The organism is Kitasatospora cystarginea, assembly GCF_039533515.1.
GTDB lineage: Bacteria > Actinomycetota > Actinomycetes > Streptomycetales > Streptomycetaceae > Kitasatospora > Kitasatospora cystarginea.
In genome coordinates this window covers 29,496-42,913 of sequence record NZ_BAAATR010000022.1, presented here as the reverse complement: position 1 = coordinate 42,913, position 13,418 = coordinate 29,496, and the positions used below count along the sequence as shown (strand labels likewise).

Here is a 13,418-nt window from a genome sequence, read left to right as displayed (position 1 = left end):
GAGCGCGCGGCGGGCGAATCGGGGCAGCCGGGAACAGCGGGCGTCCTGCGCGGACATGGGGGGAGTCCTCTCCGACGCCTGCGGGGTGAGCTGTCGGGTTCGGACCGGGAGCAGCCCGGCCGCCTGGAAGCGGCTTCACCCCTAGCCGGCCCGGATCTTCGGGCGCGGCGACCTGCCTGTGGTTCCCCCGCTCCTGCCGTGCACTGCGTGAAGTGCGGCCTCCGGGCGGCGGCAGGACTCGGCGTTCCACCCGGCGGACCGACCCGGACGGTGACCGGGCTGGCTGAAGAAAAGCCGATCCGACGTACACGGAGCAAGCTCGTCCCATCCGGGCATAAGAAACACATAAAGACGCGCGGACTCGAAGTCACTCTCCGGCCGGGGCGGACTGCCCTGCGCAGTCAGGACGGTCACGGCCGGCGGGACGAATCCGTACAGAACGTTATGAATCGCACGCTCTGCGGCGAACCGAGTACCCTCCGGCATGAACGGAGGAATCTCCGGTGAGCTGCGTCACCCCATCCGCACGCGGCGTAACTGACGGTCCGTTTCCCGCCGGGGCCCGAGGCCGATACCCTCGCTCGCATCCGCCTTAACGATCATCTATTCGAGCTAGGAGCCAGCCCGTGCGCCCGCAGGACCGTATGGCCGTCATCCAGCGCAGCGTGGTCCGCGAAATGGCGCAGTTCGGCGTGGAGTTCACGGTGGACGACGAGGTGGTCCGCGGCCCGGGGACCACGGCGGTGGCCGTCCGCGAGCACCCCGGCGACGGCGGCAGCGGCCATGTGGACCTCGGCTTCGTCCTCGACCTCGGGCGTGCGGACGCCCCCGTGGTCTGGGACTGCGCGGCGGGACTCGGCAAGACCGAGGAGGAGAAGCTCGACAACGCCGTGAAGATGTGGGCCACCACCACCGCCTCCACCGTGGTGGAGCTGCTGGAGCACCGGGGCGAGCACGGCGACCACTACCAGCCCGCCGAACTGGCCGACTGGCACGCCATCCAGGGCCCGGCGGCCGTCTTCGGCTTCGGCAACGAGCGCCTGGCCGACTGGCTGGCCGACCACCAGCCGCTGACCGCCATCGCCGAGGCGCTCCGGCCCGAGCTCACCGCCGGGCGGCTGACCGGAGTGAAGCTCTTCCTCGGCGGGCGGTCCGGCGACGACATCGCCGAGGTCCGGGTGAACGGCGAGGTCTCGGAGGCCGCCTCGGCCGCACTGCACGCGCTGGACTGGCCGCGCGGTGAACGCTTCTGCTGGGCCCGCCTGTTCATCCTGCTGGTCCCCGAGGGCGGCCTGCACCCCGAACCCGTACGCCCCGCCCCGGCACCGGTGCCGGTCGCGCTGCCGGTGGCCCGGCCCGGCCTGCTGGCCCGGGTCAGGCACGTGCTACGGTCCGCCCGACGGTAGGTCAGCCGGAGAAGGACTTCAAGCTGTTGGCCACCGAGGTGAGGAAGTTCTTGATCGGCTCCGCCGCCGTGGACGCACTGAGCATGAAGCCGAACAGGGCCGAGATGATGGCGTGACTGGTCTTCAGCTGCTTGTTGCGGATGAAGATGAAGACGAGGGCACCGAACAGCACCAGTGCGGAGACGGAGAGCACCACCCGGACTCACTTCCTTACTTCGTTGCGGGGTTTCACCCGGAAACCCTGTGGCGACGCCGGAGCCCGGCCTGTCTGGCGGGGCACAGGCCGTGCGGCGCCGACCGAGAGCCGCATGCAACGCCCCCCATCCCCCGACTACCGGTACCGACCAGTCCCACCCACCGACTCAGTGTGGTCGTTCGTGCCGACTGCGTAAAGGCGTAGCCGGAAGCCCGGCTGGAAGTTCCTGGCATGTGAGACGAATTTCCGCCGACCGAGACGATAGCCCAAGGTCGCTGACGAGCTGTCGGCAGGGGCTCGTCCACCGGCCCGGTCAGCGGTGACCGAGCGCCGCGGCCTGTCCGACGGCACCGTGCGGACGCCCCGTCAGGATTGGCCGAAGATCGGCCGCCGGACTTGACACACCTGTCCGATGGTCGAATCAACCGTCGCCGACGGGCTCCGCCCGGCCGGCCCGGCGCCTCATCCGCGCCACAGCAGCAGTACCGCCCGGTCGTCGTTGACGTCCTTGGCCACCGTCTCGATCAGCCGGACCGCCGCGCCCCGGCTGCCACTCTGCAGCAGCGCCCCGGCGACCAGCCGATCGGCCTCCCCCATCAACCGGTCCATGCCCGCGGAGAGATCGCGCCCCGGCACCTCGACCATGCCGTCGGTGCAGAGCATCAGCAGATCACCCCGGTTCAGCCGGCCCCGCACGCCCTCGAACTTGGCACCATCGTAGATCCCCAGCAGCGGGCCCTCGGCCGCCTCCTTGACCTCCCAGCGGCCGGCCCCCGACAACCGCTGCATCCCGGGCAGATGCCCCGCCGACAGCAGTTCGTACTCGCCGGTGTCCAGGTCCAGCACCAGGTGGACGGCGGTGGCGAAGCCCTCCTCCCAGTCCTGCCGCAGCAGGTAGCCGTTGGCGGCCGGCAGGAACTCGTGGGCGGGCAGCGAGCCGAGCAGGCCGCCGAAGGCGCCGGACAGCAGCAGGGCGCGCGAGCCGGCGTCCATGCCCTTCCCGGAGACGTCCGCCAGGACGCACTCCAGCATCCGCCGCCCCGGTCCGGTCCTGGCGGCCACCACGAAGTCGCCCGAGAAGGACTGGCCGCCGGCCGGCCGCAGCGCCATGTCCGCGTACCAGCCCTCGGGCAGTTTCGGGACCTGGCTCTGCACCCGCAGCCGTTCACGCAGGTCGAACAGCATGGTGCCGCCGCCGCGCCAGGGCACGCCGACCCGGCTGCGGAACTGCGCCAGCAGCAGTCCGGCCACCCCGACCGCGCCGACCACCAGGGCGGCACCCGGGGTGACGCCGAAGACATAGCTCTCGGGGTGCTCACTGGCCACCCGCTCGCCGGTGTGGATCACGGACTCGGTGGACAGGCCCAGGGCGGCGGCCGCATACAGCAGCACCAGGGTGCCCGGCCGCAGTAACAGGGCGCCGGCCAGGATCGGCAGGACCAGGGCGGTGGGCGGTACCCAGGCGGGGAACCAGACGTTGAGCAGCACCAGCAGCGGGATCGCCGCCAGGAAGGCGGCGAAGGCGAGCCAATCGGAGGCGTCACCGCGGAAGTAGTCCACCCCGGTTCGGCGCAGCGTTCGGCGGGCCCGGTACAGCCTGGTGCGCAGCCGGGCCGTCCAGGGGTCCGCGGCCGCCGTCGCGGTGGGCCCCTTCGCAGTCGTCTGGGGCGGTGCGCCCGGCGTGCTGCCAGCCATGGGCTCCGACCTTATCCACCGGTGCGGGGCGGCGTCGATGGGCGTGCCGTGTCGGGCGGGTTGTGCCGGGCCTTCCCCGGCACCTTTCGGTCGCCGGTCAGAGCGCCCATCTTCCGGCCATTGCACGGCAGTTGAGGATATGGCGCGAAATCGGTCGCGCCCGATCAAAACGGATGATAGCTGTGGGAGGTATGACTCCGGACCTTGCCACTGATTCCACTCATTCCCCATATAACGCACCGGAAGTCCGCACCCTGACTCCTGCGGAGTGGGACGCCTGGTACCGGGCGGCGGAGGTCGCATTCGGTGGCAGCGAGGAGCCGGTCGAGGCCCGGCAGCTCTGGCGGGACCTCACCGAGACCGGCCGCTCGCAGGGCGTCTGGGAGGGGACGACCCCGGTAGCCGCCTCGAGCGCGTACAGCTTCCGGATGGCCGTACCGGGCGGCGCGGTGGTACCGGTCGCCGGGGTGACCCTGGTCGCGGTGCTGCCGACGCACCGCCGGCGCGGCCTGCTGACCGCGATGATGCGCCGCCAGCTGGACGAGATCCGCGCCCGTGGCGAGGCCCTGGCCGTACTCACCGCCTCCGAACCGGCCATCTACGGCCGCTTCGGCTACGGCCTCGGCACCCTGCACCTCGCCCTGGAGATCGAGAGCCACCGGGTGACCCTTCCCCCGCTGCCGGCGGACGGCGTCCGGCTGCGGCTGGCCGACCCGGTGCTCAGCAGCCCGGCCTGCGAGGAGCTGTACGCCTCCCTCGTACCGCTGCGCCCGGGAATGCTGGAGCGCCGCCCGAACTGGGACCGTCTGCCGCTGCTTGACCCGCCCGCGACGCGCGGCAACGCCTCGCCACTCCAGGCGGTGCTGGCCGAGGACGCGCGAAGCGGCCGGCTGCTCGGCTACGCCCGGTACCAGGTCAGGCCCGAGCCGGTCAGCCAGCCGGCGGCCGGGACGGTGCTGGTGCGCGACATCGAGGCGCTGACACCGCAGGTGTACGCCAGGCTCTGGTCGTATCTGCTGGAGATCGACCTGACCGACCGGGTCACGGCCGGCAACCGCCCGGTGGACGACCCGCTGCTGCATCTGGTCTCGGACACCCGCCGGCTGCACCCCGTACTGGAGGACACGCTCTACGTCCGACTGGTGGAGGTCGGCGAGGCGCTCCGGCTGCGTGAGTACGCGACGCCGGTCGAGCTGGTACTGGACGTCACGGACGAGTTCTGCCCGTGGAACACCGGGCGCTGGAAGCTCCAGGCCGACGGGCCCGGCAAGGCGGCGAGCTGCGTACCGACCGCGGAGCCGGCCGATCTGGCGCTGTCGGTGCGCGAGCTGGGCTCCGCGTACCTCGGCGGGCTGAGGCTGGCGGCACTCGGCGCGGCCGGGCGGGTCACCGAGCTGCGCGAGGGTGCGGTGGAGGAGGCCTCCCGGGCGTTCGCCTCCCAGGTCGCGCCCTGGCTGCCGCACGGGTTCTGAGCACCCGTACGGCAGCCCGCGCCGGGAAGGGGATCAGCCCTGCGGGTGGTGGGCCGGGATCGGGGGGAGCTCGCCGGTGGTCTCGTACTCGCTCAGCATGGCGATCCGGCGGGTGTGGCGCGGCTCGCCGCTGTACGGGGTGTTGAGGAAGACCTCGACGAAGCGGGTCGACTCCTCCAGGGTGTGCATCCGGCCGCCGATGCTGATCACGTTGGCGTTGTTGTGCTCACGGCCGAGCGAGGCGGTCTGCTCGCTCCAGGCGAGCGCGGCCCGCACGCCCTTCACCTTGTTGGCGGCGATCGCCTCGCCGTTGCCCGAGCCGCCGATCACGATGCCCAGCGCCTCGGGGTCGGCGGCGGTGCGCTCGGCGGCGCGCAGGCAGAACGGCGGGTAGTCGTCCTCGGCGTCGTAGATGTGCGGACCGCAGTCGATCGGCTCGTGGCCGTTGTCCTTCAGCCACTGGACGAGGTGGTTCTTGAGGTCGTATCCGGCATGGTCGGAACCCAGGTACACGCGCATGCGTACGAGTGTGGCATGCGACCCGCCGGGTACCGCTGCAGGGGCACGCACGAGCGCCTCGGGCATCGCAGCCGACCGGCCGGCCGGTGCGCCATGCGGAACGTGGCGCCCGCGCGTCGGCCGAGAACGCGCCGGGGCGCGGGGCCCGTGCGACCTGCCCGCTCGGGCGGGACTCGCCCGGCTCCCCGCGCCCCGGGAACGAGGCTCAGCCGCGGCGCCGCAGGAGCTTCCAGGTCAGGGGGAGGGCGCCCATGGCGAGCAGGACCTTGAGCGCGTCGCCGATCAGGTAGGGGTAGAGGCCGAGGTCGGCGGCCTTGGCGAGCGAGACGTGCAGCGAGGCCGCCAGGTACGGGACACCGACCGCGTAGATGGCGAGGTTGCCGAGCACCATCGCCATCGCGGTGCGCGGCGCGCTGCGGTCCGCCCCGCGCCGGGCGAACGCCCCGGTGAGGGCGGCGGCGAGGACGAAGCCGATGGCGTAGCCGAGACTCGGCATCGCGAAGCCCGAGGAACCCTCGGCGAACCACGGCATCCCGGCCATGCCCGCCAGCAGGTACAGGGCGAGCGAGGCGGCACCCCGGCGGGCGCCGAGGGCGGTGCCGACCAGCAGCGCGGCGAAGGTCTGCCCGGTGACCGGGACGGGCGAGCCGGGGACCGGCACCGAGAACTGGGCCGCGAGGCCGGTCAACGCGGCGCCGCCGACGACCAGGGCCAGCTCGCGCGCCTGTCCGCCGAGCCGGGTGGCCGCTCCCGGAAGGTGGTCGGCGAGCACCGTGGCGGGGGCGGGCGTGACGGCAGTGGCCATGGCGGGTCTCCAGTTCTGACACGACGTGGTCGCATCGACGCGGCGTGGTCGTTCGTTGACACTCGGGAACAGTTGTGAACCTATGTGCAACATTGCGTTCACTGCGCGTCGGCCTCTGACAAGTGTTCGGCCTGCACCTTGTCGGATTCCGTCCTACCCGGACACCGGGGTGCCGTTTAGGTAGATAGGCGATCACTTTCAGTCACTCTAATGTCCGAAATTCGGTCCTTCGGTGGGATTTCTTGGCATGACCATCTGGCGTACCGAATAGTGGACTGACTGCTCCGACATCCGTAACAGTCTGGATCCGCCTCTATGACGACCCCCACCAACCAGCCGCTGCTGGAGTCCAACGAGCCGGCGTCCAACGCCGGCTCGGGCTCTGAGAACCAGCAGCTCTCCCACGGTCTCAAGCAGCGCCACCTGTCGATGATCGCGCTCGGCGGCGTGATCGGCGCCGGGCTGTTCGTCGGCTCCGGCGCCGGTATCGCCGCCGCCGGTCCGTCCATCGTGCTGGCCTTCGCCGCCTCCGGCCTGCTGGTCATGCTGGTCATGCGGATGCTCGGCGAGATGTCCGCGGCCCGTCCGGCCAGCGGCTCGTTCTCCGTGCACGCCGAGCGGGAGATCGGCCCCTGGGCCGGTCTGACCGTCGGATGGATGTTCTGGACGCTGCTCTGCGTCGGCGTGGGCGCCGAGGCGATCGGTGCCTCGCACGTGATGAACGGCTGGTTCCCGAGCGTGCCGCTCTGGGTCTGGGTCGCCGTCTTCATGGGCTTCTTCTGCGCCACCAACCTGGCGGCCGTGAAGAACTTCGGTGAGTTCGAGTTCTGGTTCGCCGCCGTCAAGATCGCTGCCATCGCCGCCTTCCTGGTGATCGGCGTGCTGGCCATCCTCGGCCTGCTGCCCGGCAGCTCCTCTCCCGGTACCGCCAACCTCACCGGTCACGGCGGCTTCTTCCCCCACGGTTCCACCGGCCTGATCACCGGCCTGCTCGCCTCGGTCTTCGCCTACGGCGGCCTGGAGACGGTGACCATCGCGGCCGCCGAGTCCCCGGACCCCCGGCGCAGCGTCGCCTCGGCGGTGCGCACCGCGATGTGGCGGATCGCCCTGTTCTACGTCGGCTCGATGGCCGTGATCGTCACCCTGGTGCCGTGGAACGACGCGAGCGTGACCAAGGTCGGCCCGTACGTCGCGGTGCTGGACAGCCTGGGCATCCCCGGCGCCGGCCAGCTGATGAACGTCGTGGTGCTGATCGCGCTGCTGTCGGCGATGAACGCCAACATCTACGGCTCCTCCCGGATGGCGTACTCGCTGGTCCAGCGCGGCCAGGGCCCCAAGGCGCTGGCCCGGGTGACCGGCGGGGTGCCGCGGCTGGCCGTGCTGGCCTCCTCGGCCTTCGGCTTCCTCGCGGTGCTGCTGAGCTACTGGTGGCCGACCACCGTCTTCGCCTGGCTGCTCAACATGGTCGGCGCGGCCGTGCTGGTGGTCTGGGCCTTCATCGCGGTGGCCCAGCTGCGGATGCGCCGCCGGATCGAGCGGGAGGCGCCCGAGCAGCTCACCGTGCGGATGTGGTTCTTCCCGTACCTGACCTGGGTGGCGCTGGCCGCGGTCCTCGCGGTGCTGGCCCTGATGACCCTCGACGCGGACAACCGGATCCAGCTGTACTTCACGGCCGGTCTGACCGTGGTGCTCTCGGTGCTCGGCTGGCTGAAGCAGCGGCGCACCGCCTGACGGCACGGCGAGGGGCCCGGTACCTGGTACCGGGCCCCTCGCCGTGTCCGCTCACGCGCCGGCCGTGCTCACTCGAAGGACGGGCCCGCCGTGCGGGTGCGCTTGATCTCGAAGAAACCCGGGGTTGAGGCGACCAGCAGGGTGCCGTCCCAGAGCCGGGCGGCGGCCTCGCCGCGCGGGGTCGGGGTGACCACCGGGCCGAAGAAGGCGACCCGCTCGCCGTCCGCGCCGTCCACCGCGATCACCGGGGTGCCGACGTCCTCGCCGACCAGCGAGATGCCCTGCTGGTGCGAAGCCCGCACCTCGGCGTCGTACTCGTCGCTGTCGGCCGCGTCGGCCAGCTCGGCCGGCAGCCCCGCCGCCACCAGCGCGGCCTCGATGGTCTCCCGGTTGTTGGGCAGACCCTGGTTGTGGAAGCGGGTGCCGAGCTCGGTGTAGAGCGGGCCGAGCACCTTGTCGCCGTACTCCTGGGCGGCGGCGATCAGCACCCGGACCGGGCGCCAGGCGTTGGGCAGGTTCTTCTTGTACTTCTCCGGCTGGTCCTCGCGGTCCTCGTTGAGGACGGCGAGGCTCATCACATGCCAACGGGTTTCCACCGGGCGGAGCTTCTCGACCTCCAGCATCCAGCGGGAGGTCATCCAGGCCCAGGGGCAGATCGGGTCGAACCAGAAGTCGGCGATCTTGCGGGAGTCTGCGGTGGTCACTGACTACGTCCTTCGCACTTTTCCGAGAAGCAACGGTGCTTGTCTCCGATCGCAACACCGCACCCCCCGGACTGATTCCGTGTGACCTGTGCAATAACACGGTGCGGGCCGCGTGAAAGGATGCCCGGCAAGGAAGACCTCCCAGCACCCTGTGTGCGAGCCGGACAAAGGAGTACCGCCCGTGCCGGGCAAGAACCTGAGCCGCGAGGAAGCCCAGCAGCGGGCCGACATCCTCAGTGTGGACAGCTACCGGGTCCACCTCGACGTGACCTCCGCCGTCGACCCGGCGGCCGCCACCTTCCGCTCCACCACCACGATCACCTTCCGCAGTTCCGCGCCGGGCACCGCCACCTTCGTGGACCTGCTGGCGCCCGCCGTGCGATCGGCGACCCTCAACGGCCGCGCCCTGGACCCGGGTACGGCCTTCGACGGCGCCCGGATCACCCTCGACACCCTGGCGGAGCAGAACGTCCTGGTGGTCGAGGCGGACTGCGCCTACAGTCGGACCGGTGAGGGCCTGCACCGGTTCGTCGACCCGGCGGACGGCGAGACCTACCTCTACACCCACTACGAGCCGGCCGACGCCCGCCGGGTGTTCGCCACCTTCGAACAGCCGGATCTGAAGGCCCCGTTCAGCTTCACGGTGACCGCACCGGCCGCATGGGACGTCTACCACAACGCGGCGCACGAGGAGATCACCGACCAGGGCGCCGCCCGCGTCTGGCGCTTCGCGCCCACCGAACCGATCTCCACCTACCTCACCGCCGTGGTCGCCGGCCCGTACCACGTCGAGCGCGACCACTACCGCCGCCGGCTCGCCGACGGCTCCACGCTCGAGATCCCGCTCGCCGCGACCTGCCGCAGGTCGCTGGCCCCCTACTTCGACGCGGACGAGATCTTCACCGTCACCAAGCAGGGCCTGGACTTCTTCCATGAGGAGTTCGACTTCCCGTACCCGTTCGGGAAGTACGACCAGTGCTTCGTGCCGGAGTACAACATCGGTGCGATGGAAAACCCCGGCTGCGTCACCTTCCGCGAGGACTTCGTCTTCCGCTCCAAGGTCACCGAGGCCGCGTACGAGGGCCGGGCCAACGTCATCCTGCACGAGATGGCGCACATGTGGTTCGGCGACCTGGTCACCATGAAGTGGTGGGACGACCTGTGGCTCAAGGAGTCCTTCGCCGACTTCATGGGCTCCTTCTCGCAGATCGAGGCCACCAGGTACCGGTCCGCCTGGATCACCTTCGCCAACAAGCGCAAGGCCTGGGCCTACCGGCAGGACCAGTTCCCCACCACGCACCCGATCACCGCGGACATCCGCGACCTCGAGGACGCCAAGCTGAACTTCGACGGGATCACCTATGCCAAGGGCGCCTCGGTGCTCAAGCAGCTGGTCGCCTACGTCGGCCGGGACGCCTTCTTCGCGGGCGTGCGGCAGTACTTCAAGCGGCACGCCTACGGCAACACCGTGCTCGGCGACCTGCTCGACGTACTGGAGCAGACCAGCGGCCGCGATCTGACCGCCTGGTCCGGGGCCTGGCTGCAGACCGCCGGGGTCAACTCGCTCACCCCGCAGCTGACCTGTGACGCCGAGGGCCGGATCACCGAGTTCGCGGTGGTCCAGGACGGCGCGACCCCGCGTCCGCACCGGATCGCGATCGGCCTCTACGACCGCGACGCCGTCGGCGCCCTGGTCCGCACCCACCGGATCGAGCTGGACGTGCACGGCACCCGGACCGTCGTCCCCGAGCTCGCCGGGCTGCCCAGGCCCGCGCTGGTGCTGCTCAACGACGACGACCTGACGTACTGCAAGATCCGCTTCGACGACCGTTCGCTGGAGACCCTGCGCGACGGCCTCGGCGAGATCACCGACGGCCTCGCCCGGGCGCTGGCCTGGTCGGCCGTGTGGAACCTCACCCGGGACGGGCTGATGCCGACCCGCGACTACCTGGCGCTGGTACTGCGCTTCGCGGGCCAGGAGTCGGGCATCGGCGTGCTGCAGTCGCTGCACCAGCAGGCCAAGCTCGCGCTGGACGTGTACGCGGACCCGGCCTGGCGCCCGGAGGGCGCACAGCTGCTCGCCGAGGGCGCGCTGCGCGAACTCCGCGCCGCCGCGCCGGGCAGCGACCACCAGCTGGCCTGGGCCCGGTTCCTGGCGCAGACCGCCCACGAGGAGGAGCAGTTCCGGCTGCTGCGCGGGCTGCTCGCCGGGACCGCCCGGATCGACGGCCTGGAGGTGGACCAGGACCTGCGCTGGCTGCTCTGGCTGGCACTGGCCGCCGCCGGGAAGGCGGGCGCCGAGGAGCTGAACGCGGAGCTGGCCGCCGACAACACCGCCAGCGGCAAGCAGCACCTGACCGAGTGCCTGGCCGCGCTGCCGACCGCCGGAGCCAAGGCCGCCGCCTGGTCGGCCGTGATCGACTCCGACGAGCTGCCCAACGCCCTGGTGGAGGCCCAGATCTCGGGCTTCAACCAGCCGGGCCGACGCGATCTGACGGTCGGTTACACCGAGCGCTACTTCGCGCTGCTGGAGGAGATCTGGTCGCAGCGCAGCATCGAGATCGCGATGCGGATCGTCGGCGGGTTCTTCCCGCGCTACCAGACCGACGAGCGGACCCTCGCCGCCGCCGACGCCTGGCTGACCGGGCACCCCTCGGCCGCCCCCGCGCTGCGGCGGCTGGTCCTGGAGTGCCACGACGACCTGGCGCGGGCACTGCGCGCGCAGGCGTGCGACCGGGGCTGATCCCTCCGGCGGCCGACCGGGTCTGAGGCGGCCGGCCCACCGGGAACCACCTCCGGGGCGGGGCCCGCGCGAAACACCGTGCACCGCGACAGCGGGCCACTCGCGCGGGCCCCGCGCCCCGAGCCGGTTGCGGGCCGACGGGCCCGACCGCCGAGGGCTCCCGTGCCCTCGGCTCCGCGCTACTTGAGGGTGGCGGACGTGAGTCCGGACTGCACCTGGCGCTGGAAGGACAGGTACACCACCAGCACCGGCAGCATCGCGATCGTCATACCGGCGAAGAGGGACGGCGCGTCACTCGCGTACCCCGACTGCAGCGCCAGGTTGACCAGCCCCTGGGCCAGTACCGAGTGGTCGGCCTCGCCCGCCGAGGTCGGCTGCATCAGAGTCACCGGCAGGATGTACTGGTTCCACTGGCCGAGCAGGTTGAAGATGCCGACGCTGATCAGTCCGGGCTTCGCCATCGGCACCATGACCTGGAAGAACGCCCGGGTGTGCGAGCAGCCGTCCAGCATCGCCGCCTCGTGCACGGCGGTGGGCAGGGTGCGGAAGAAGGAGTGCAGGAAGAACACGGTGAACGGCAGCGAGTACGCGACGTACACCAGGATCAGGCCCAGGTAGCTGTTCAGGCCGAGCAGCGGGGAGATCCCGCCGAGGTTCCGGACCATGAAGAAGAGCGGGACCAGGGCCAGGTAGACCGGGAACATCGCCCCGGCCACGAAGAAGTAGTAGATCAGCCGGTTGCCCCTGAACTCGTACCGAGCGAGCACATAGGCCGCCATCGAGCCGAGCAACATGGTCAGGGTGAGCGAACCGGCCAGCACGATCAGGGTGTTGGCGAAGAAGCCGCCGATGCCCTTGGTCCAGGCCCGGCCGAAGGCGTCGAAGCTCCAGTGGCCCGGCCAGCTCCAGGCGCTGCCGTTGATCTGGGCGTCGGTCTTGAACGAGCCGAGCACCACCCAGAGCAGCGGGAAGACGATCATCACGGCCCAGAGGGCGAGGAACCCGTGCGAGAAGGCGTTCAGCACTCCCCCGCGGTCGGCGAAGCGCTCTGCCCCCTTCGCCGGACGGCTGCCGCGGGTGCGCTCCGCCTCCGGCGCGGGAGCGGTCCTTTCGATGCTGGTACTCATGCCATGGCCCCGCTAGTACTCGATCCGCTCGCGCCGGGTGACCCGCAGCGAGACGACGGACAGGATGAGGGTGAAGAAGAAGATCACGACACCCATCGCGCAGGCGTAGCCGGCCTCCCCGAAGGCGAGGAAGTTGCGCATCAGATACGTGGACATCAGCTCGCTGTGGTGATCGGGACCACCGCCGTAGGCGCGTCCCGGGGTCATGCTGGCGACCAGCGCGAAGGCGTCCATCGCCACGATCGCGAGGTAGACCCAGGCGGTCTGCACGGTCTCCCAGAGCAGCGGCAGCGTGATCCTGAAGAAGGTCTGGCCGCGTCCCGCACCGTCCAGCAGGGCCGCCTCGTAGATGTCCCTGGGGATCGACTGCATCGCGGCCGAGAACAGCACCAGGTAGAAGCCGACCCCGCTCCAGACCAGCACCCCGAGGATGCACCAGAGCACCAGGTCGGGGTCGGAGAGCCAGGCCACCGGGTGCTGGGCGTCCGCCAGCCCCAGCTTGATCAGTACGCCGTTGGCCAGGCCGGCGGCGTCGGTGCGGTAGACCGCCTGCCAGAGCACGGCGAGGATGGCGATCGAGAGCACCTGCGGGAAGAAGAAGACCACTTTGTAGAAGGCGGATCCGCGCACGCCCTGCACCCCGCCGGTGCCGCCCCGGCCGCCGACGTTGAGCATGAAGGCGAAGAAGAGCGCGATCACGATGGTCGCGACCGGCAGCACGGTGAGCAGCAGGACGTTGTGCCCGAGCGCGCCGAGGAAGACGCCGTCGTGGAACAGCTTGCCGTAGTTGTCCAGCCCGACGAAGTCCATCTGCTGGCTCTGCCCGGACCAGTCGGTCAGGGAGTACCCGAAGGTCTGCAGGTAGGGCCAGAGCACCAGGCCCGCGTACAGCACCATCGGGAGGAAGAGGAACCCCACGATGAAGGGGTACTTGCCGTGACGCATCGCCGCATCTCCTGTCCGTGCATCTCCTGCCCGTCGGACCCGGGCGCGCGCCGGGGCCGCCGTCCGCGGGCCCCG

The 13,418-nt window shown here is 70.8% G+C and carries 11 protein-coding genes and 1 riboswitch; of the genes, 4 read left to right on the top strand and 7 right to left on the bottom strand.

Translation table 11 applies throughout. The features are described from left to right. Positions 1-62: 62 nt before the first annotated feature. Positions 63-218, bottom strand: a riboswitch (cyclic di-AMP (ydaO/yuaA leader). Positions 219-626: 408 nt separating this feature from the next. Further along, positions 627-1,406: a DUF6348 family protein gene (locus ABD369_RS23200; RefSeq protein ID WP_344638439.1), complete on the top strand. Its 780-nt coding sequence runs from the start codon at positions 627-629 to the stop codon at positions 1,404-1,406. A gap of 1 nt (position 1,407) precedes the next feature. Here the strand turns inward: ABD369_RS23200 and ABD369_RS23195 are convergent, their stop codons facing one another. Together ABD369_RS23195 and ABD369_RS23190 are read right to left on the bottom strand one after the other, a co-directional pair. Continuing rightward, positions 1,408-1,602, bottom strand: a complete 195-nt coding sequence (locus ABD369_RS23195; protein WP_344638438.1) for a hypothetical protein — start codon at positions 1,600-1,602, stop codon at positions 1,408-1,410. A gap of 462 nt (positions 1,603-2,064) precedes the next feature. Continuing rightward, entirely contained in the window at positions 2,065-3,297 is a 1,233-nt protein-coding gene (locus ABD369_RS23190) for a SpoIIE family protein phosphatase (protein WP_344638437.1), read from the bottom strand. A gap of 191 nt (positions 3,298-3,488) precedes the next feature. On the opposite strand from ABD369_RS23190, the gene ABD369_RS23185 reads away from it, so the two are divergent. Continuing rightward, positions 3,489-4,769 carry a GNAT family N-acetyltransferase gene (locus ABD369_RS23185; RefSeq protein WP_344638436.1) on the top strand — a complete coding sequence of 427 codons (1,281 nt, stop codon included), beginning with the start codon at positions 3,489-3,491 and terminating at the stop codon, positions 4,767-4,769. A 33-nt stretch (positions 4,770-4,802) separates the two neighbouring features. Here ABD369_RS23185 and ABD369_RS23180 read toward each other — a convergent pair whose 3' ends face one another. Together ABD369_RS23180 and ABD369_RS23175 are read right to left on the bottom strand one after the other, a co-directional pair. Next, positions 4,803-5,288, bottom strand: a complete 486-nt coding sequence (locus tag ABD369_RS23180; RefSeq protein ID WP_344638435.1) for a ribose-5-phosphate isomerase — start codon at positions 5,286-5,288, stop codon at positions 4,803-4,805. Between the two features lie 205 nt (positions 5,289-5,493). Beyond that, complete coding sequence (locus ABD369_RS23175) at positions 5,494-6,093, bottom strand: biotin transporter BioY (RefSeq protein ID WP_344638434.1); 600 nt, start codon at positions 6,091-6,093, stop codon at positions 5,494-5,496. Positions 6,094-6,408: 315 nt separating this feature from the next. Between ABD369_RS23175 and ABD369_RS23170 the strand changes: the two genes are divergently transcribed. Next, a complete protein-coding gene (locus ABD369_RS23170; RefSeq protein WP_425557738.1) occupies positions 6,409-7,824 on the top strand; it encodes an amino acid permease in 1,416 nt (471 codons plus the stop codon). 68 nt (positions 7,825-7,892) lie between these two features. Here the strand turns inward: ABD369_RS23170 and ABD369_RS23165 are convergent, their stop codons facing one another. Further along, positions 7,893-8,528, bottom strand: coding sequence for a mycothiol-dependent nitroreductase Rv2466c family protein (locus ABD369_RS23165; protein WP_344638433.1), 636 nt, complete (start codon positions 8,526-8,528; stop codon positions 7,893-7,895). A 181-nt stretch (positions 8,529-8,709) separates the two neighbouring features. Here ABD369_RS23165 and pepN point away from each other — a divergent pair, with 181 nt between their 5' ends. Further along, positions 8,710-11,271, top strand: coding sequence for an aminopeptidase N (gene pepN / locus ABD369_RS23160; protein ID WP_344638432.1), 2,562 nt, complete (start codon positions 8,710-8,712; stop codon positions 11,269-11,271). Between the two features lie 179 nt (positions 11,272-11,450). Here the strand turns inward: pepN and ABD369_RS23155 are convergent, their stop codons facing one another. Then, a complete protein-coding gene (locus tag ABD369_RS23155; protein WP_344638431.1) occupies positions 11,451-12,398 on the bottom strand; it encodes a carbohydrate ABC transporter permease in 948 nt (315 codons plus the stop codon). A 12-nt stretch (positions 12,399-12,410) separates the two neighbouring features. After that, positions 12,411-13,343, bottom strand: coding sequence for a carbohydrate ABC transporter permease (locus ABD369_RS23150; RefSeq protein ID WP_344638430.1), 933 nt, complete (start codon positions 13,341-13,343; stop codon positions 12,411-12,413). Positions 13,344-13,418: the final 75 nt, after the last annotated feature.